Below are 22,339 nucleotides of genomic sequence, written 5' to 3' on the forward strand. Positions count from 1 at the left end.
TTTATTTAGCAGATTTCACCGCATTGGCAAACCAACTGACAATATGTTCAAGGCGTGTTAGTGCCGATCCTACCGTCACAAAATCCGCCCCAATTTCAATCGCAACTTTCGCCAATTCCGGCGTATTATAGCGCCCTTCCGCCATCACGCGACATCCGGCCGCTTTCAAATCCTTCACTAATTGGTAATCCGGTTCCTCCGGCACATCGCCACCGGTATAACCGGACATCGTGCTGCCAATAATATCAAATCCTAATTTTTGGCAATTCAATCCTTCTTCCAAATTAGCGCAATCCGCCATCGCAAGACAGCCTAATTCATGGATTTTTTTAACCGCACTTTCTAAATCCACAGGGCGGGGGCGGCTCGTTCCATCCACCGCAATAATATCAGCTCCGGCTTGAGCCAAATCCTCAATATCTTGTAAGAAAGGCGTAATACGAATTGGGCTATCCGGTAAATCACGTTTTACGATACCAATAATGGGTATATTCACCTTTGAGCGTGTGGCTTTTAGATTTTCTACACCTTCAATACGAAGCCCTGCAGCACCGCCAATCACTGAGGCTTGCGCCATAGCGGCAACAATCTCAGGCTTATCCATAGGGCCGTTATCGACAGGCTGACAAGAGGCAATTAAACCATTTTGAATCTGTTGGAAAACCTGTTCATGCGTCAGTTTAGACATATAGAGACTCCTCGTTTTTATTCGGATGTATGGCTTTAGCCGAAATCGCTAAAGTCTCACTTTTCATAATTTCCGTGCATTATATAGAAATAAAACTTCATTTTAAATTATTTTATGAAGTGTTTTTCCTGAAATGTGATCAATGTCTCAATTTTGAAATAAAACTCCACAATCTATTCAAAATATGTTGTTTTACTCTTAGAATGAGGGCGAATTGATTATTTTGGTTACAGTTCAACCAAAAGTTTTCTCACAACAACACTATCAACCCGATAGTTTTTCATAGGAGCACATAATGAAATTCACTAAACTTTTCCTTGCTACAGCCGCTACAATTGGTATGTCTTCTGCCGTTTTTGCCGCAGACTATGATTTAAAATTTGGAATGAATGCCGGTACTTCATCAAACGAATACAAAGCGGCCGAAATGTTTGCAAAAGAGGTTAAAGAAAAATCCGGTGGCAAAATTGAAATCTCGCTTTACCCAAGCTCACAACTGGGTGATGACCGTGCCATGCTAAAACAATTAAAGGATGGTGCACTTGATTTTACCTTTGCGGAATCTGCCCGTTTCCAATTATTCTATCCTGAAGCCGCAGTATTTGCGCTTCCTTATGTTATTTCTGATTATGGTGTGGCTCAAAAAGCTTTATATGAAACAACATTTGGAAAAGATTTAATCCAAAAAATGAATAAAGAACTCGGGCTGACACTCCTTTCTCAAGCCTATAACGGTACACGCCAAACGACCTCAAACCGAGCGATCAATAGCATTGCGGATATGAAAGGTTTAAAACTTCGCGTACCAAATGCCGCGACCAACTTAGCTTACGCAAAATATGTAGGGGCAGCCCCTACCCCAATGGCGTTCTCTGAAGTGTACCTCGCCCTTCAAACCAATTCTGTCGATGGTCAAGAAAACCCATTGGCAACCGTTCAAGCCCAAAAATTCTATGAAGTGCAAAAATTCTTAGCGATGACAAATCACATTTTGAACGATCAACTCTACTTAGTGAGTAATGAAACCTATCAAGATTTACCGGAAGATCTCCAAAAAGTTGTAAAAGATGCAGCTGAAAATGCGGCAAAATACCATACAAAATTATTTGTCGATGGTGAAAAAGATTTAATTTCTTTCTTTGAAAAACAAGGCGTAACAGTGACTCATCCGAATCTCACGCCATTTAAAGAAGCGATGAAACCTTTCTATGCCGAGTTTGTAAAACAAACCGGTAGTAAAGGTGAAACCGCATTAAAAGAAATTGAATCAATTAATCAATAAATCACATGGGTGCGTCAACAATTTGACGCACCTCCATATCACCTTGCTTCGTTTAGTCTTCGTATGGAGTGAAGTATGAAAATCTTTAACAAACTTGAAGAATGGATTGGTGGCGCTTTATTCCTTGTCATCTTTTGTATTCTTATTGCCCAAATTCTTTCTCGACAAGTTTTTCAATCCCCCCTTATTTGGAGTGAAGAGTTGGCAAAATTACTCTTTGTCTATGTGGGGATGTTAGGTATTAGCGTTGCGGTCAGAAAACAAGAGCACGTTTATATTGATTTCTTAACCAATTTAATGCCTGAGCGAATCAAAAAAATAGCCAATACTTTTGTTCAGCTCGTTATTTTTGGCGGTATTTTCTTTTTTATCCATTTTGGCGTGCGTAATTTTCTGAGTGCAAATTTCCCAATTGATGCACTAGGTGGGATTTCAGAAAAGTGGATTTTTGCCTCATTACCCATTATTGCTACGTTGATGATGATTCGTTTCTTCCAAGCCCAAGCACACAATTTTAAGGAAGGAAAAAGTTATTTACCTGCCACATTTTTCATCATAAGTGCTGTCATTTTACTCGCTATTTTATACTTCGCACCGGATTGGTTTAAAGTATTACGTATCACCAACTATGTAAAATTAGGCGCTAATGCAGTTTATGTTGCCTTACTTGTTTGGCTTGTGATTATGTTCTTAGGCGTGCCTGTGGGTTGGTCTCTCTTTATTACTTCCCTGCTTTATTTCTCAATGACCCGTTGGAATGTGGTGAATGCTGCAGCGGATAAATTGGTGTATAGCCTCGATAGTTTCCCACTCCTTGCTGTACCATTTTATATTCTCACCGGTATTTTGATGAATACAGGGGGAATCACCGAACGAATCTTTAATTTTGCCAAAGCCTTGCTCGGTCACTATACCGGCGGAATGGGTCATGTGAATATCGGGGCAAGTTTATTATTCTCCGGTATGTCCGGCTCGGCTCTTGCTGATGCGGGAGGATTAGGGCAACTTGAAATTAAAGCCATGCGTGATGCCGGTTATGATGATGACATTTGCGGTGGTATCACAGCAGCGTCCTGTATTATCGGCCCTTTGGTTCCGCCAAGTATTGCAATGATTATTTACGGGGTAATCGCCAATGAATCCATTGCAAAACTTTTTATTGCCGGCTTCGTACCCGGAGTACTGGTAACGATTGCGTTAATGGTGATGAACTATTATGTCTCTAAAAAACGTGGCTATCCAAGAACGCCAAAAGCCACCCGTGAACAACTTTGCACTTCATTTAAAAAAGCCTTTTGGGCAATTTTAACGCCGTTATTAATTATTGGTGGGATCTTCTCCGGTTTATTCAGCCCGACAGAATCAGCCGTTGTTGCGGCAAGTTATTCGGTGATTATCGGGAAATTTGTCTATAAAGAGCTCACCTTAAAAATGCTTTTCAACAGCTGTGTAGAAGCGATGGCGATTACCGGCGTAGTAGTATTAATGGTTATGACCGTCACCTTCTTTGGCGATATGATCGCCCGTGAACAAGTGGCCATGCGTATCGCTGACATCTTTGTTGCCGTTGCGGATTCACCGTTAATGGTATTAGTGATGATTAACGCCCTGTTACTTTTCCTTGGGATGTTTATTGATGCCTTAGCATTGCAATTCTTAGTCCTTCCAATGCTAATTCCAATTGCCATGCAATTTAATATCGACCTCATTTTCTTCGGTGTAATGACGACCTTGAATATGATGATCGGTATCTTAACACCACCAATGGGTATGGCTCTCTTTGTGGTCGCTCGAGTGGGCAATATGTCGGTATCGACGGTAACAAAAGGCGTACTGCCGTTCTTAATTCCAATATTTGCTATGCTGGTTCTAATTACGGTTTTCCCACAAATTATTACCTTTATACCGAATCTCTTGGTTCCATAGCCCAAAGTGCGGTTAAAAATCATCAAGTTTTTGACCGCACTTAAAATAATCACTCTATTCAATGCCGTTTTATGAATAGCAAACCATAACACACTCAATGAGGTTTATTATGACATTAACAAAAACAGCATTATGCACTGCACTTTTCGCCACTGTTGCTTTTTCCGCCAATGTTCAAGCCTATCCGGATCTACCGGTTGGTATTAAAAGCGGTGCAGGGGCATTAATTGGCGATACTCTTTATGTTGGCTTAGGATCGGGTGGTGATAAATTCTACTCACTTGACTTAAAAGATCCAGCTGCACAATGGAAAGAAATCGCGACTTTCCCTGGCGGAGAGCGCAACCAACCTGTTGCTGCAAGCGTAGGGGGAAAACTTTATGTATTCGGCGGATTACAAAAAAATGAAAAAGGCGAGCTACAGCTTGTCAATGATGCCCACCAATATAATCCGACAGACAACTCTTGGACAAAATTGCCAACCCGTTCTCCAAGGGGCTTAGTCGGATCATCCGGTGCATCGCACGGTGATAAAGTTTATATTGTCGGTGGTTCTAATCTGTCTATTTTCAACGGCTACTTTCAAGACTTTGTGGCAGCGGGAGAAGACAAATCGAAAAAAGATGCCATTGCCTCAGCTTATTTCGATCAACGTCCGGAAGACTATTTCTTTACCACAGAATTATTAAGCTATGAACCCTCAACGAATAAATGGCGAAATGAAGGACAAGTGCCATTCTCAGGTCGTGCAGGCGCCGCATTTACTATTCAAGACAATGATTTAATGGTCGTCAATGGGGAAATCAAACCCGGTCTTCGTACTGCAGAAACCCACCAAGGTAAATTTACCGCAAAAGGAGTTGAATGGAAAAATCTACCGGATCTACCGGCGCCGAAAGGACAAAGTCAAGATGGCCTAGCCGGCGCAATGGCGGGTTATAGCCACGGTCATTATTTAGTCACCGGTGGGGCAAATTTCCCGGGTTCTGTTAAACAATTTAAGGAAGGTATGTTGCATGCCCATAAAGGTTTAACTAAAGCGTGGCATAAGGACGTTTACGCCTTGAATAAAGGCAAATGGCAGATCGTTGGTGAATTACCAATGAATATCGGCTATGGCGTATCCGTTTCTTACGATAATAAAGTACTCTTAATCGGTGGTGAGACGGATGGAGGGAAAGCCTTAACCTCAGTGCAAACATTAAGCTATGACGGCAAAAAATTGACCGTAGAATAATCACTGATACTATATCAACACAGCTTGTGAGTGCCTATCACAAGCTGTTCTCTAATGAATCAAGGAGTATTTATGAGTATTCTTAATTATGCACAAAAAATCGGGCAGGCCTTGATGGTTCCGGTGGCGGCATTACCTGCTGCTGCATTATTAATGGGGATAGGCTATTGGCTCGATCCGGATGGTTGGGGAAGCAATAGCCAATTAGCCGCATTATTAATCAAATCCGGTGCAGCAATTATTGATAATATGGGCTTATTATTCGCTGTCGGTGTCTCTTTTGGTTTATCAAAAGACAAACATGGTTCTGCCGCACTTTCAGGTCTAGTTGGCTTTTATGTTGTCACGACTTTACTTTCTCCCGGCGGTGTTGCACAGCTACAACATATTGATCCTAGCCAAGTACCCGCAGCTTTTAACAAAATTAATAACCAATTTATTGGGATCTTAATAGGGGTTATTTCTGCCGAACTTTATAATCGCTTCTATCAAGTAGAATTACCAAAAGCCCTTTCCTTCTTTAGTGGAAAACGTCTTGTTCCGATTGTCGTGGCTTTTGTTATGATCGCGATTTCTTTTATTCTCCTCTATGTTTGGCCACATATTTTTAATGCGCTCGTTTCTTTTGGCGAATCCATTAAAGATTTGGGCGCGGTGGGAGCAGGAATTTATGGCTTCTTTAACCGATTGCTTATTTCTGTGGGCTTACACCATGCACTAAATTCTGTTTTCTGGTTTGACGTCGCCGGTATTAACGATATTCCAAATTTCCTCGGTGGGGCAAAATCCCTTGCTGAGGGAAGTGCAACTGTAGGCGTGACGGGAATGTATCAAGCCGGTTTCTTCCCTGTGATGATGTTTGGATTGCCGGGTGCGGCATTAGCCATTTACCATAGTGCAAAGCCTAGTCAAAAAGCGAAAGTAGCTTCAATTATGCTTGCGGCGGCATTTGCTTCATTCTTCACCGGAATCACCGAACCCCTTGAGTTTTCATTTATGTTTGTGGCCCCCATTCTTTATGTTATTCACGCATTTTTAACGGGGATTTCTGTATTTATTGCCGCAAGTATGCACTGGATTGCCGGTTTTGGTTTCAGCGCGGGGCTAGTAGATATGGTACTTTCCTCTCGCAATCCGCTTGCAGTAAATTGGTATATGCTCATTGTACAAGGATTAGGCTTCTTTGCTATTTACTATGCAATATTCCGTACTGCAATCAAAGTCTTCAACCTCAAAACACTTGGACGTGAAGAGCAAGAAGAAATTCAGGAAGACACTTCTGCGGTAGATACGACTTCTCGTGAAGAAACCGCTCTCAGATTTATTGATGCACTTGGCGGAAAAGAAAACTTCAAAAATATTGATGCTTGTATCACCCGATTACGCTTAACCTTGGCGGATCACAACAACATCAATGAAACACAACTAAAATCTCTAGGCTCAAAAGGAAACATCAAAATAGGAAATGATGGATTACAAGTTATTTTAGGCCCTGAGGCTGAGCTCATTGCAGAGGCAATTAAACGCCATATTAATCAGTAAATATATTCCCCGTCTAAAAGGACGGGGTTCTCTCCTTTTCAATACCATACTTACCAATTCTTCTATAATCCATAAATCGCAGAATTATCAATAAAAGCCACCCTGTGATATTTTTTCGGTATTATGTTGCAAAAAAGACATTTCAATGAAATGCAGGGGCACACTGTATTTATCAACGATAAAATCAAATTATTTCAATATGTTATAAGCTGATACACAATAGTAAGTTCCTCTCAAAATAAGGTTCAAGCAACGACGATATAATGCCCAATTCTGTTATTTTTTCTTGAAGAATCTAAAGTATCCCAATAGATATTGATAGCAAAGCCGATAAAAAATGTATTTAACACAAAATAAAAAATACAATTTGATATGATTATCTACTTTGTTTTTTCAAAAAATTTGCCGAAACACATTTCTAGTATTAGCAATGGTTTCGGCAAATAAACGAGTATAGTATTTAGATCAATGGATAATTATCTATGTCTGCGTTTAATCATTTGTAAAACACGACCTTTTTGGTTTGTGGTTAAACTGATATTGGTTTTGACTACTTGATTTTTTACCACTATCGGTGCCGGTGGATTAATACCGCCTTGTTTAATAGTTTCCGTTTTAGTTGAATCTACTTTTACATTGACGTCAGCTTTCACACCTGCAATTGTACCATTATCCCAATCTTTCTTAGCACTTTCAGCCCATTTATCCGCTGGATATGGGGTGAACTTACCACTACCATTAGCTGAAAGATGAACACTGGTTTCATTCACTTTATCAGTAACCGGACTTGTAGTCACACTACCTTTAAGGTTATTGGTCACATTTTCTGCATTAATGCTACTTCCATTAAAATGGGCATTCTTACCGGAGATTGTCGCATTTTGAGAATTCAAGTCCGTTGTAGTATGAGTTTCATTCCGCACCACATCCACATTTAATTTGCCTGAACCCTCTGCTGGCGTCCATTTATTATCACTAATACCACCACTGAGAGATAAACCTACATCTACACCGGTCTTATTGACATTATTTTTTGCGGCATTGAGATTAACATCTCCTTTTCCACCATCCAGATTTAGGTTAGTACTGTTAGAGCTCACACCAGTTAGATTCACCCCATTTTCGGCTTGAATGTTAACATTTTTACCATTAATCGAAACACCTTGATGAGTGGTGCTATTTTCATGTTGTACATTCACATTACCGTTAATACCAAGGCTTGAGGTATTTGCACCAATACTGACACCGGCACCTACACTCACGTTAAGATCTTGAACTTGACTTTTCCCTGGCTGAACATTAACTGTTTCTCCAGTGATAGAAACATTATTTCCTGCAGATACATTTGTACCTTGTAAGCTTACACCGTCTTTACCATGAATACCTACATTGTTACCGCCTTGAATATGATGTAATACCGCATCGGTACGGTTACCCTTATGCCCGTTAGCGGTGAAATTTACATCTACTGATGGAATTGCCGCCCCCGCAGCTGGGATCACAATTGAGCCGACACCAACATTTAAGGTAAAACCACCACCTTTATGAGAGCTCGTGTTTTGTGATTGAGTAAAGTTCGCTTTATCTGCATTAATATTGACATTATTGGTCGCACTAATATCAGCTTGGCTATTTAATTTGTCCGTTGTGATATTTACATTTCCACCCTGAATATTTGCTTTGTGAGCTGTGCTTGATTCGCTTTTATCGTGCTGAAAATGAATACCTGCATTTACTCCCACATTAGCCGTAGCAAAATCTTTTGTACTTGCACTTACACCAATTGTTACACCGGCAGTGAGTTTCTCATTTTGCTTGGTATTTTGAGCTGACTGAATATTATGGATTTGAGAATTAAGATTCACATTACCGCCACCTTGATATTGCGTTCCCATATCGGTCAGGCGACTACTATTCACATTAATATCTTTCCCCGCCTTTAAGGTCGTGCTTTGTGCATTACTTGCAGAATTGCTTTCACGTCCACCAGAAATACCCAATACCAGACTACCGCTTGCGACTTTATTTTTATCAACCGAAGTGGTTAAAGTTAAACCAAGATCAAAGTTCTTTTGCTTATCACTTTCCTTATTATACTCAGGAGCATGAGTAATATTTTTTGCATTTTCAACAATATTTTTACCCGCACTTAATTGTGAGCCTTTATGGGCAATATTCTGATTAGCATTGATACTCAAATTATTTTTAGCAGATAGTTGACTAACTTTTGCTATTGTATTTTCCTGCTCACTATCCTTATGTTGAATACCTAAAGACAATTTATTTGTAATACCACTTTCAGTTACTGTAACCGTGTTGGTTATTCCCACATCGGTATTCACTTTATTGGTATAAGAATAATCATGATGTGCTTTGGTATTGACACGGTTAGCATTGATATTGAGATCGCCTTTTGTTGCCTCGACTTTACTTCCCGTTACATTCACATTATTGGCACGTAAATTTGTGTTTCCACCACTAACTTCTGATGGATTATAGTTATACCCTTTTTCTAATTTATAGTGCTTATAAAAGCCAAAAGTCGCACTGGCCTCACCTTTAAATTTCAGGTTATCCTTCACATTATTCGCAAGCCCCTGTGCCATTTCATCACGTTTAACCGTGCCAACAATGACATCAGTAAGTAAATCAATGGAGGATTTTGCTAATCCCTCTTTATCAATTGATAGGCTCGGTTTCTCAACTTTAGTGGTAAAGCCGATACCTGATTGAGTATAACTTTGAGTGAAGTAGTTTTGGCTACCTCTTATATTGATGTTCCCATCGGCTACGATATCAAGTAACCCTCCCGCTTTTACACGACTACCAATGATATTCACATTCTTATTTGTCACCAATTGTAAATTAGACTGAGAACCTAATTCTGCACCTTGTTTTGTATAAACAACTTTGTAGCCTCTGCTTCGTTCTTTGGTAATATCAAAAATTGTTCCTTTACGCCCCTTTTCTTCAAAAACACTAACGTTTTCAGCAGCGTCTAATACTAAATTACCGTTGTTTGCTTTTACTAATGCATCTTTACCAGAAATAACTCGACTGCCCGATAAATTTACCCCATTCTGGGCATCAGCTAAAATCGTCCCCTTAACGGTAAAATCAGCCCCATGCTGTTCTTTATCATTTCGAGTAGATGCTAATGCTTTAGAACCAGCCAATCCCCCCCAATATTTTTCTTTATCATCGACTTTATGGCTATTTCTCACCTCTTCGGCAGTAAAAAGTAATTTACCTTTATTTTCTACAACTAAGTCGCCATCAATTCGACCAATGGTACCGGCAAATTTCACATCGGAACCACCGGAAACGACTAAATCATCTTTGATATTAAATTCACTGGCTACATGTTTTTCTGCAATCGCTGTTTGATAACTAGTGCCAGTTTTATGTTTCGGTGATACATTTTTAAACTGAACAGTATCATCATAGTAATTTTTTTCTTTTGTGCCTTGGAATAGGATCCCCTTCTCACCATGCAACGTTAAACTTTTCGCATTAATCTGTGACGCATCGCCACTTAATTTCCCTGTTGTTGAAGCCAATTTAAGTGAATCTGCTGTAATCTTCGTGCGGTGTGCTGTCTCAAGTCGAGTTTGCGCAATTTCTTCCACTTTTGAGGCACCTTTGGCTCGCCCCTCAGCAGTGGTTTCTCTCATTTCTGTTTTAACTGCCCCTAAATGTGTTTTTCCACCGATTAATACCGCTTCTTTTGCTTGAATTTCCGCGCCGGATAAATCTAAATTACCTGATGTAGCAACAATCAAAGAGTCTGCCTTAATACTCGTTTTCTCAAAGGTTTCAGTGTCTTTATTTGATGTCACGCTACCAACGGATCTATTTGCCTCTTTAATTTCTTTGAATGTTCCACGATTTTTCTTTGTTACCGTACCGTCTAATTTTGCATTACCCGCCGTCACAATGACTTGTTTGGCGTCCAAATCGCTACTTGTTACAGCTAAGGTTGCTCTTTCATCAGTAGAATGGATTCGGATTCTGCCCGCCTGAATACTACCGGCGACCTTACCGTCTAAAATCTTCTCCTGTTGCGGTAACACATTAATAGTCAATGTCCCATCTTCAGCTCGTTCAACCTTATTACGACCTTGTAAGATATTGACATTTCCGTCCTTCGCTTGAATTTTCCCGGAAATATTCACCGTCGGTGCAATTAAATCTACATTATCAGTACCGGATATCGTCCCTTTTGTTGTCAAGTTATTATCGCTATCTATTTGATATCCTGTTAATTTGCCATTTTCAACCGTTGCTTTACCAACAACAAGAGAAGCTCTTGGCGTATTAATAAAACCTGCACCATCTACACTAATACCATTCGGATTAGCAAGTACATAGTCCGCTTTTTGACCTGCAATTTCCTGTTTACCAGCAATATGGGAAGGATTGCGACTCACCACTTCGTTTAAAATAACTGTTGCTGCCTGTCCTCGCAAATTTGGATTAGAGGATATTTGACCTGCTAACTGAGTATGAGTTGTTTCTCGAGCATTATTTAAGACAGCCCCTGCTTTATCAACGTTGTATTTATTATATTGGTTATGAGATAGACCTGACTGGCTCGGTGTTGCAATGTTGATAATTTCCACACCTTTTTGTTGAGAAACTTGAGTGTTCGCATTCGCTGATTGAATATCAGCATAGCTAAACTGTGTGACATAGCATAATGATAATGCAATAGTAATTTTTGAGAGAGACATTTTTTGCATAGATAGAAATCCCAAATGAGGAAAAATAGAACTGAAAATCGGTAAGCATTCTTGCTTACCGCCTATTTGCCAATAGTCTGTTCTAGTATTTTGATTGATAAGACAAACACACCATTTGACGCGCTGGGTATTTTAAACATCAATGATAAAAATCCGATGACTTTTTTCAAGAAATATTTAAATTTGTGACCAACATCACAAATTTATATTTCCCCCATATCCTTCAAATTTAGAGAGCATATCACGATAAAAGAACCTATTGTCTTGACTAATTAAAACATCACATACCAATTAGCATTGATACTTCGTTCCTGAACAATCTGATTCCGCTGAAACAATCTCCCTGTTGCCCATTCTAATTGCATATACCACGCAGGATGAGTTGTTTTCAGTCCCACCGCGTAGCCAAAAGCTTTTTGGCTATCAGCATCCGGGGATGTCGCTTTTTGCATACCTATATCCACACCTAAATAAGGCTCAATCTGCCATTGTTTATATTGATATAACCAGCCAAAATTATTTCGTAGCACAATATTTTTCTCTGCAGACTGGGAAAAATCATTAATTCCACGCACGGCATAGCGTCCAAGTAACTCTTCCTGTTTAATCGCAGGTAGGTAGTTACGACTATACTGCCCGATTAAACGACTTGATTGGTGGAAAGTCTGCGATTTAATCGGATAAAATGCATTAAATTGTAATTCTGCCCGCCAGCGATTAAATTGCCCTTCAGGCTGATCTTGCCCTTGATTTAATGTCGCATTCCACCGCCTTAAACCTCTTTCGTAACTAAAATCAGTAATAAGTGAACCATAAGAAAATAATTGTAAGTGATTAACACCTATCTGGACGGTTGTTAAGGTTGGGCTTTGCAACAAAATTAAACTATCTTGGAAATAACTTTTGCTTTTAATCCTTTCTAACTGTGCATAGAGATTGGAAATTGAATTAGAATCACGTCGAAATGTATAGTCACCACGTAATGCCGCCTGCCAAGTATGACCTTTTTGCTCAACAGAATGATGTTGTAATGGAACGTTAGACTTAAAAGCCGAAAAAGAACCGAAACTACTCAATGTCCAATAACCATAGGGGATAGTATGGAAGAACGAAAGTGAGCGGTTAAAATTATGGCGATAAGATTTCAAACTGTGACTGACATTAAGATAAAGACTATCGGAAAGTCCTAAAGGGCTATCAATATTCAGTCCACCTTTAGCTTGCCAACGCCCCGAGCGTTTTGAAGCAAAATTATCCAACCCCAAGTAACCCGTTAAACGAGATTTTTCCTCATTCACAAAAGCTAACTCAATTTCGCCATTTTTTGCCGGTAATACATCAACACTCACTTTACTTCCCGGCATTTTATTTGCTTGATCTAACGCCTGATCTAAATCTTTAATATTTAGCGGTTTACCTAAGCTGTTGGGTAAAAGCATAGAAAAATTTAGTCGATGACTATTACTAGAAAGCTGACTGATTCTCCCTTCTGTTACCCTCATTGTAAGCTTACCGGAGTGATCGTCTTCAAATTGAAAAGGATTATAAATATAACCTAAAGCCAGATAAGCCTCAGTAAGAGCCTGACTAAGCTGATTTAAACGGTCTTCGTTTAAACACTCATTCTTTTTTGGTGCAAAAGGTAAAGGATCAATTAAATGAAACCCCACAAACTGTATTTCACTATAAGGTAAACAAACCTGGGATAAATCTGCTTGAGCATTTTCTTGTTGCTCAACTTGATATTGATGCTGCTCAAACCAACGCCGTTGCTGCACTTGCTGAAACTGCTCATTTTGCTTTTTTGTTTGCTGTTGAAAACGGTTAAATTCATTTTGGATTGATATTGGTTGCTCATTTGCCCAAGTAAACATCGGTAAACAGGCAATGAGAATGGGGAGATGTTTCATAAGTGTATCCTAAGGTAAATTCAGTGCTAACATCATACCCCATAATTATCAGAGCAAGAAGATTAAAGAGATTTCTATGCCTATTTATTTAGTCCACTTCTATCATTATAAAACAATGATATAGTTCTCAGAGAAGGCAGCAAACTACAACGGCTTTATCTTATCTACGAGATTATTTGAGACATAAAAAAAGCCCTTTCAAAAGCTGAAAGGGCAAAAATATTTGGAGTCATACTATGAGTTGTTGAATTAACAAATCAGGTATGGCGCACATTATAATAACATTTAAAATAAATGCAACATTTATTTAACAAATTAATTGTGTGGATTACGCGTATTGGTATTGACTAAGTTACGCATCAAAAGCGCATATTCCAAATTAACATCTTGCGGCACATCTAAGAATACGAAATGCCCGTCACCTAATGCCGCTTCAACCTGTTCATTTTTCCTATTTAGCATTTTCTCAATTTTAAAATTGATATTCCCTTGCGGTGTCATCATTTCCACTTCATCGCCAAGTAAAAATTTATTTTTTACGGCGACTTCCGCCATACCTTGTTCGTTGCGTTTTCCGGTAAATTCGCCGACAAATTGTTGTCGATCCGAAATAGAATAGCCATATTCGTAGTTTTGATATTCATCATGTGTATGACGGCGTAAGAATCCTTCTGTATAACCACGGTGCGCAAGGGATTCTAACGTATCCATTAGACTTTCATCAAAAGGTTTACCTGCTGCCGCATCATCAATGGCTTTACGGTACACTTGTGCGGTGCGGGCACAATAATAGAAAGACTTGGTTCTACCTTCAATTTTTAAGGAATGTACACCAAGTGCGGTCAATTTTTCCACATGTTGTACGGCACGCAAGTCTTTTGAATTCATAAAATAAGTGCCATGTTCGTCTTCAAAAGCCGTCATTTGTTCGTCCGGTTTTTGAGATTCCGTATAAAGAAATACTTTATCCGTCACCGTTCCTTCGCCCAATGTTGGTGCAACATTTTTGACTTCGATTTGTTGGCGGGGATCAACTTTTGGCACAATGTTGCCAACCTCATCTGTTGTACCTTCTTCCATTTTATATTCCCAACGGCAAGCATTGGTGCAGGTACCTTGATTTGGATCGCGTTTATTAATGTAACCTGAAAGCAAGCAACGACCGGAATACGCCATACATAATGCGCCGTGAACGAAAATTTCCAGTTCAATATCCGGCACCTGTTGGCGAATTTCGGCAATTTCATCTAAGGAAAGTTCACGGGACAAAATTACGCGGGTTAGCCCCATTTGTTTCCAAAATTTCACTGTCGCCCAGTTTACCGCATTGGCTTGCACGGAAAGATGAATATCAATATCAGGAAAATGTTCACGCACTAACATAATTAAGCCGGGATCCGACATGATTAACGCATCAGGTTGCATATCGATCACGGGTTGTAAATCTTTAATGAACGTTTTAAGTTTAGAATTATGCGGTGCAATATTCACCACCACATAGAATTTTTTACCAAGCGCATGGGCTTCATCAATCCCAATTTTTAAATTCGCATGATTAAATTCATTGTTACGCACACGTAAGCTATAACGGGGCTGACCGGCATAGACAGCATCCGCACCATAGGCGAAGGCGTAACGCATATTTTTGAGGGAACCGGCAGGGGAAAGTAATTCGGGTTTAAATGAAGTTGTCATAATGTTCTCTTTTCTGATGTCAGGTCAGTAGCCTACCTTTAGGCAGGCTATATTTAGGCGTCGTATTTTAGGCGGATTTCATTATTTGTAAAGGAAAAGTGCGGTTGCTTTTCGCAAGGTTTTTTATGCGCAGAAAAAGAAACCGCCCACTCAATGTGGGCGTTCTATTAGTTTGAAGGTTCACTTTCCGGAGGAGATTGTTTCATTAAACGTTCTTGCTCTACCTCCTCGTAAGGTACCCCATTAATGAAATAGCCATTGTTATTTTTTTCAAACTTGGCTACATAATTTTCACCTTCTTCTACAAAAGGTGAAAGAACGGTGTCTTGAGGTTTAATTTCACTTTGAATCATATTCCAAAGTACGCTTTGTTCTTTAATCTTACTTGTTTTCTCATTTGGAATTTCAACTAATCGTTTATCAAATGAAATCGTTAATGATCCTTCTATTCTATCTAAGAAAGCCCCATTCACAGATGATTTTTCTACCTTTTCCGGCACTTTGGTCGTCATTCCATGTGCTTCCAATTTTACCGGATAGGCTTTTGTTTCAGGCAAAGTATTGAGATTAAAACTAACGTGGGCATTATCTAAAATAAAGTCAAGAAGCCATAAGTTTTTGAAATCTCTTTCTTGTGTTGATTTTGTTAAATAAGCCTGACAAAGCGTATAATAGTTGCCTAAACAGAATGTCGAAGACAAATAGGATCTATGTTCATCCCCTTTTAGTGGAATAGAAATCGACAAATTCTCAAGTTGCATAGCTTGTTCCGGCACACTCATTTTTTTTGTCTTTAGCGTAAAATTCGTATTATGTTGATCATTTTCTAATAATTCATATTTATTATTAAATGTCAGCTCGGTTATTTTATTGCCAAATAGATCTAAACTGCGTAATGAGAAATCTACGTTCGAATTTTCACTAAACTCTTTCACCCATTTTTCTTTTAGATAAGCAAAATCTTTATTATCTTTAACAGGTGCTTCTTTTACCGCCAAACTATCTAGCCAAAATGGTAGAAACGCAAGTTCATTAGCAAGATTATAATCAGTGAATTGAATAGCGAGTTTTCCCTCTTTAGCTTCCCATTTTTGGGATTGATCCTCAGGTGTTTGTTTCACGCTTTCTACATTCAGTTTAAAATTTCCCCCGACTTTCGTGAGATCTTGATTATTTAATTGCAATATCAACTCACCATTTTGTAAATTAAAGTAAGGCTTTTGATTTTTCGGTGCATTCACTGAAATAACAGAAAGTTTGCCATCAAACGCATCATTTTGAGTCAAGATTGTACGAAGTAAATCTGCCCCTGATTTGATGATTTGATTGTCGCTTTCAAGTTTTTTAAATTCATTATAAAAATTGACCGCACTTGGTACACCCTGTTGATTTAGGCTGATATTTAATCCGCCAAAGGTTGTTTGGTTTTCTTCTGTCGTACGATTTTTATTGGATATACGCAAAATATCACTGCTAAATTTTGTCATTAAATGACGTTTTGCATTTTCTTGTTGCGTAGTATGAAATTTATAGGTGGTATTTTTTAATTGTAAGCGTGTATTTTCACCATTTAATAGTGCAAGCTCGGCATTTTCAGCGGTTAATTCAATATGTGTTAAATCATATTGACTTGGGGTGACAGGAATAAGATGAAATTTCCCCTCAAGTTTTTTTAATTTGCTGTCGTTGTCATAGTTAAAACCGGTCAAATTGGCATTTAAATCAATTTCTTTATTTTCTCGGAAATTTAATGAGATCGTGCTTTGTTGCGATTTATTGGTGAAGTCTCGAAACTCCGTCAAAATATCAGAGGAAAAATAATCACCGAGCGGTGAAAATTTTGTATTAATCGTATTTTTATCAATGGTGATATTTAACGTTTTGTTTAATTGTCGAACGAATTTATCCGATAAATTCGATTCAGCCGTGATGAAAAAAGGCAGCGTTGTCAGTTTGCTGGTAATGAGATCGGTTTTCTCGTTATCGTTATTTTGCAGACTAAAGGTTAAGTGGCGGGTAAAAATGTTTTTACTTGTTTGAGAGACCAGTAATTTCGCTTGATTATCAAGGGAATAGGGAAAGTTTTGTAAGACTTGATCCACTTTGTGATTAGTATAAATTTGCGCACCTGCGCCAGCGATAACGAGTATCGTAGCGAGGGTTAAGGTGATTTTTTTTCTTTTACTCATATTTCCCCCAAGTCAATATTGAGAACAAGCAAGAAAATGACCGCACTTCGTTAAAGTGCGGCCGAATTTTTATGGGTTTTAACCTAAGATTTTATCTAATTCTTGGCTGACAGCTTCTACTTTTTGTGTGCCGTCTAAGCGGAAATATTGTGTGTTGCCCGCTTTCGCTTCTGCTTGATAGTAATCCACTAATGGTTGGGTTTGCTTGTGATAAACCGCTAAACGATCTAACACGGTTTCCGGTTTATCATCGGCACGGATGATGAGATCTTCACCGGTAATATCATCTTTGCCTTCCACTTTCGGCGGATTGTAAACAATATGGTAAGAACGTCCTGAGGCTTGGTGTACACGACGACCGCTCATACGCTCAACAATCACTTCATCCGGTACGTCAAACTCTAACACATAATCAATTTTTACGCCTGATTCTTTCAAGGCATCGGCTTGTGGAATGGTACGAGGGAAACCATCTAATAAGAAACCATTTGCACAATCCGGTTGGGCAATGCGATCTTTCACTAATGCCACGGTTAATTCATCGGGTACTAATTTTCCTTCATCCATCAACGCTTTGGCTTGTTTGCCAAGTTCAGTGCCTGCTTTGATTGCCGCGCGAAACATATCGCCCGTTGAAATTTGTGGAATGCCAAATTTTTTCATAATAAATTGCGCTTGTGTTCCTTTTCCTGCGCCCGGTGCACCTAAAAGAATAATTTTCATAGAAATCTCCATTAAATCAATGTAAATAAACTTGGGTAAGATACTGATAAAGCGAAGTGCGGTCAAACCTTTTATAGGTTTTACCACACTTTTTCACTACGCAAATTTTTTCTCATTCCAAGGCGCAACCCAAAACAAACAAATCATACCCGGAACCGCTAAAAATAAGCATAGCCAAAAATAATCATAATAGCCTACTGCCCCCACAACATAGCCTGAAAGCATTCCCAATCCTTTACTTGGTAATGCGGAAAGACTGGTGAAAAGCGCCAGTTGGGTGGCGGTATAAAGCGGGTTCGTTTCACGTGCCATAAAAGCGACAAAGGCTGCGGTACCAAGCCCCACGCCAATATACTCTGCTGCGATAACAATACCTAGTCGCCATAATTCGGTAGAAGTAATGATGTCAAAATGACCAAATTTTGCCAACCAAATAAACCCGCCAATGGTCACCATTTGTACAAAACCGAATAACCATAAGGCACGGTTAATCCCCAGTTTTAACATCATGACTCCGCCGGCTAGCCCGGATAAAATGCTTGCCCAAAGGGAGGTACTTTTCACTACCAGTGCAATGTCTTCTTTGCCAAATCCCATATCGTAGATAAATTTGGTTTGGAGTGTTGTGGCAAAGGAATCACCAAATTTATATAAAAATAAGAACAGTAAAAAACCTATCGCTTGCGTAAAACCTTTACGTTGGAAAAACTCTTTCAAGGGAATCCAAAAAGCTTGGTAAAAAGGCTGATTGTTTTCTGGAGCATCAATCTTGGGTTCCTTGGCGAGGAACAATGTCATAAAAATCCCTATCAACATACAAAGTGCGGTCCATAAAAACACGGTTTTCCATGGATAAATTGTGGCAAGATAAAGGGAAAGTCCACCGGGAATTAAACCTGCAATACGATAGGCATTAATGTGGATGGTGTTGCCTAAGCCAAGTTCGTGGTCACTTAAAATTTCACGGCGATAGGCATCAAGTACGATATCTTGTGTAGCCGAAAAAAATGCAATGAATAACGCAATATTGGCAACAATACTTAACTGAGAGATAGGATCAAAGAGGCTGATAGCATAAAGTAAGGCAAGTAAGATCACTTGAGAAATCAGAAGCCAACTTCGGCGACGACCTAAAAAGCTCGGGAAATAACGATCTAACAAGGGCGCCCATAAAAATTTTAACCCATAAGGCAACATAACGCCGGTCACTGCCCCAATTAATTCGACAGAAAGTTTCTTATCTGTCAGCCAAACCGGTAACATTTGTAATAAGACAAATAAAGGCAAGCCGGAGCTGAAACCGGTGAACACGCAAATCAACATCTTACGTGTAAAAATTTGGGAAGAAAGCGAATTTGCTATATTTGGCATATTAAAGTGCGGTCAATTTTAATGATGTTTTAATGGCACGGGTTTTACCCGTGCCACCATAAAGCAATATTTTTCAGAAAACCTAATCTTTGTATCCTTGTGGATTATTTTTCTGCCAATTCCATGTATCTTTCATCATTTGCTCCAGATCACGTTCTGCTGTCCAGCCTAGTTCTTTTGCGGCTAAACTCGGATCCGAGTAACAAGTGGCAATATCCCCCGGACGGCGATCCACCAGTTTGTAAGAAATTTTAATATTGTTGGCTTTTTCAAAAGCGTTCACCATATCCAATACTGAATAACCTTGCCCGGTGCCAAGATTATAAATGTGTAAACCCGTATCATCTTCGTGACGTTGAAGCGCTTTTAAATGCCCAATGGCTAAATCTACCACGTGAATGTAATCACGCACGCCTGTACCATCGTGAGTGTTGTAATCGCTACCGAAAACAGAAAGTTGTGCCAGTTTACCAATCGCCACTTGGCTAATATAAGGCAATAAATTATTTGGAATCCCGTTTGGATCTTCGCCGATTAAACCGCTTGAATGTGCGCCTACCGGATTGAAATAACGCAAAATCGTCATACTAAATTGAGGCTCGGCTTTTGCCACATCACGTAAAATTTGCTCAACCATATACTTTGATGTGCCATAAGGATTGGTTGTACCGCCCACTTCGCAATCTTCGGTAATAGGAATAATTTGGGGATCTCCATACACGGTAGCGGAAGAACTAAACACAAAATTCCATACTCCCGCTTTTTTCATTTCTTGTAGTAGTACCACTGTACCGGCAACGTTATTCATATAATATTCCGCCGGTTTTTGCACGCTTTCACCCACCGCCTTTAAGCCGGCAAAGTGAATCACTGAATGAATGGTGTTTTCGGCAAAGATTTTTTGCAGCAATGCTCGATCTAAAATATCGCCTTCATAAAACTTGACTGTTTTACCTGTGATTTGTTTTACACGCTCAAGAGATTTCGGTGATGAATTACAAAGATTGTCTAATACCACAACCTCTTTGCCTGCATTTAATAATTCAACAACCGTATGCGAACCGATATATCCGGCACCGCCGGTAACTAAAATTGCCATCTTTAACTCCTTTTCATCAACTTAGAATTGTTGCCGATTATAGCACTATTTCATCTCAAAAAACGGATCTATTTTGACCTCACTTTTATGTGATCTTCGTCACAGAACTATTTTTTGGCACTAGCATTATTTTTTATTGAAGTATATAAAATAAAAACTATTTTTTAACATGAGTATTACAAATATCTATGAATCAACTTATTTCTCAACTGACAAACATTGTAGGAAGTCAATATATCATCACCGACCCTTCAAAAACAGAAGCTTATCGTAGCGGCTACCGTTTCGGCTCAGGAAATGCCATCGCCGTCGTTAAACCTGCAACCTTACTTGAATTTTGGCAGGTGTTAAAAGTTTGTGTAGAACAGGATGTGATTATTATTAACCAGGCTGCCAACACAGGATTAACCGGAGGGTCAACGCCAAATGGCAATGATTATGATCGTGAAATTGTCATCATCAACGCCATGAGAATTGATGGTATTCAATTGATTAACAATGCCTCTCAGGTAGTTTGTTTGCCGGGTTCTACTTTAAATGACTTAGAAAATAAATTAAAACCTCACGGGCGTGAGCCTCATTCTGTGATAGGTTCTTCTTGCATTGGCGCTTCCGTTATCGGGGGGATTTGTAATAATTCGGGCGGAGCATTAGTTCAGCGTGGGCCGGCTTATACGGAAATGGCACTTTACGCCCAATTAAATGAGCAGGGCGACTTAGAACTAAAAAATCATCTCGGCATTGATTTAGGCACTACACCGGAAGAAATTTTAACTAATTTGCAAGGGCATCATTATCAACAGAAAGATATTACTCAGGATTGTGGAAAAGGACATGATCACCGTTATTGTAATCATGTTCGTCAAGTTGATGAAAACTCACCGGCTCGTTTTAATGCAGACCCAGCCCGTCATTATGAAGCCTCCGGTAGTGCGGGTAAATTAGCGATTTTTGCGGTGCGTTTAGATACATTTCCATTAGAAAGTGAAACCGCCGTTTTCTATATTGGGACTAACCAAACAGAGGTTCTTAATGATATTCGCCGTCAAATGTTAGCAAATTTTGAACACTTACCGATTTCGGGCGAATATATTCATCGAGATGCCTTTGATATTGCCGCCCGTTATGGAAAAGATACGTTTTGGGTGATTAAAAAATTTGGCACACATTGGCTGCCTAAGTTATTTGCCTTAAAAGCGAACGTTGATCGCCTAAGTAAGAAAGTTTCATTTTTACCACGGCATTTAAGCGATAAATTTTTACAATTGCTTTCAAAAGTGTTACCGGAACACTTACCAAAAAGTTTATGGCAGTATCGGGATCGCTATGAACATCATTTAATTATTAAAATGGGCGGGCAAGGCGTGAATGAAGCCCGTATCTTCTTAAAAGATTATTTTAGCGATAGTCAAAAAGGCGGATATTTTGAATGTAATTCGGTAGAAACACAAGCGGCAATGCTACATCGTTTTGCCGTTGCTTCAGCTGCTGTCCGCTATCGTGCCATTCATGAGAAAGACGTTGAAGATATTGTCGCGCTTGATGTTGCATTACGTCGTAATGATAAAGAATGGTTCGAGAAATTGCCTAAGGAAATAGATGAGCAAATCAGTCATAAACTTTATTACGGGCACTTTATGTGCCATGTGTTCCATCAGGATTATATCGTTAAGAAGGGATATGACTGTATAAAATTAGAACATGATATTCTGAAATTACTTGATCAACGGGGCGCTCAATACCCGGCCGAACATAATGTCGGGCATTTATATGAAGCCAAACCAGAGTTACGTAAATTCTACAAAGCATTAGATCCTACCAATAGTTTTAATCCGGGTATTGGGAAAACCTCAAAGAAAAAATATTGGGCTGAATAATATTCATATCAGCACACGTGAAGGTATGTATTAATCCACATAAAAAAGAAGAGGCAGC

13 protein-coding genes are annotated in these 22,339 nt (G+C 39.3%); 5 read left to right on the plus strand and 8 right to left on the minus strand.

What is annotated here, in order from left to right; genetic code table 11:
• Window position 1: 1 nt before the first annotated feature.
• A complete protein-coding gene (locus tag BKK54_RS10755) occupies window positions 2-688 on the minus strand; it encodes an N-acetylmannosamine-6-phosphate 2-epimerase (RefSeq protein WP_077543071.1) in 687 nt (228 codons plus the stop codon).
• A gap of 292 nt (window positions 689-980) precedes the next feature.
• On the opposite strand from BKK54_RS10755, the gene BKK54_RS10760 reads away from it, so the two are divergent.
• The 4 genes from BKK54_RS10760 (at window position 981) to nagE (ending at window position 6,675) form a co-directional block, all read left to right on the plus strand.
• Entirely contained in the window at window positions 981-1,970 is a 990-nt protein-coding gene (locus tag BKK54_RS10760; RefSeq protein ID WP_135094752.1) for a sialic acid TRAP transporter substrate-binding protein SiaP, read from the plus strand.
• 75 nt (window positions 1,971-2,045) lie between these two features.
• Window positions 2,046-3,896 (plus strand): TRAP transporter large permease subunit, encoded by a 1,851-nt coding sequence (locus BKK54_RS10765; protein ID WP_077543073.1) that lies wholly within the window; start codon window positions 2,046-2,048, stop codon window positions 3,894-3,896.
• 109 nt (window positions 3,897-4,005) lie between these two features.
• Window positions 4,006-5,133: an N-acetylneuraminate epimerase gene (locus BKK54_RS10770; protein ID WP_077543074.1), complete on the plus strand. Its 1,128-nt coding sequence runs from the start codon at window positions 4,006-4,008 to the stop codon at window positions 5,131-5,133.
• 72 nt (window positions 5,134-5,205) lie between these two features.
• Window positions 5,206-6,675 carry an N-acetylglucosamine-specific PTS transporter subunit IIBC gene (gene nagE, locus BKK54_RS10775; protein WP_077543075.1) on the plus strand — a complete coding sequence of 490 codons (1,470 nt, stop codon included), beginning with the start codon at window positions 5,206-5,208 and terminating at the stop codon, window positions 6,673-6,675.
• A 476-nt stretch (window positions 6,676-7,151) separates the two neighbouring features.
• Here nagE and BKK54_RS10780 read toward each other — a convergent pair whose 3' ends face one another.
• The 7 genes from BKK54_RS10780 to galE all read right to left on the minus strand — a co-directional run bounded on the left by BKK54_RS10780 (window position 7,152) and on the right by galE (window position 20,404).
• Window positions 7,152-11,417 carry a hemagglutinin repeat-containing protein gene (locus BKK54_RS10780; protein WP_077543076.1) on the minus strand — a complete coding sequence of 1,422 codons (4,266 nt, stop codon included), beginning with the start codon at window positions 11,415-11,417 and terminating at the stop codon, window positions 7,152-7,154.
• 272 nt (window positions 11,418-11,689) lie between these two features.
• Window positions 11,690-13,327: a ShlB/FhaC/HecB family hemolysin secretion/activation protein gene (locus BKK54_RS10785; protein ID WP_077543077.1), complete on the minus strand. Its 1,638-nt coding sequence runs from the start codon at window positions 13,325-13,327 to the stop codon at window positions 11,690-11,692.
• Window positions 13,328-13,642: 315 nt separating this feature from the next.
• Window positions 13,643-15,022: a tRNA 5-hydroxyuridine modification protein YegQ gene (yegQ, locus tag BKK54_RS10790; protein WP_077543078.1), complete on the minus strand. Its 1,380-nt coding sequence runs from the start codon at window positions 15,020-15,022 to the stop codon at window positions 13,643-13,645.
• Window positions 15,023-15,189: 167 nt separating this feature from the next.
• Complete coding sequence (locus BKK54_RS10795) at window positions 15,190-17,211, minus strand: hypothetical protein (protein WP_077543079.1); 2,022 nt, start codon at window positions 17,209-17,211, stop codon at window positions 15,190-15,192.
• Window positions 17,212-17,289: 78 nt separating this feature from the next.
• Window positions 17,290-17,934: an adenylate kinase gene (adk, locus tag BKK54_RS10800; protein ID WP_077421098.1), complete on the minus strand. Its 645-nt coding sequence runs from the start codon at window positions 17,932-17,934 to the stop codon at window positions 17,290-17,292.
• Between the two features lie 96 nt (window positions 17,935-18,030).
• Entirely contained in the window at window positions 18,031-19,305 is a 1,275-nt protein-coding gene (locus BKK54_RS10805) for an MFS transporter (protein WP_167366627.1), read from the minus strand.
• An 82-nt stretch (window positions 19,306-19,387) separates the two neighbouring features.
• Window positions 19,388-20,404: a UDP-glucose 4-epimerase GalE gene (gene galE, locus BKK54_RS10810; protein WP_077543080.1), complete on the minus strand. Its 1,017-nt coding sequence runs from the start codon at window positions 20,402-20,404 to the stop codon at window positions 19,388-19,390.
• 182 nt (window positions 20,405-20,586) lie between these two features.
• On the opposite strand from galE, the gene dld reads away from it, so the two are divergent.
• The gene (dld, locus tag BKK54_RS10815; protein ID WP_077543081.1) at window positions 20,587-22,281 is read left to right on the plus strand and encodes a D-lactate dehydrogenase; all 1,695 of its coding nucleotides are present in this window, start codon (window positions 20,587-20,589) and stop codon (window positions 22,279-22,281) included.
• Window positions 22,282-22,339 lie beyond the last annotated feature (58 nt).

Source organism: Rodentibacter genomosp. 1, from assembly GCF_001999285.1.
Classification (GTDB): Bacteria; Pseudomonadota; Gammaproteobacteria; order Enterobacterales; family Pasteurellaceae; genus Rodentibacter.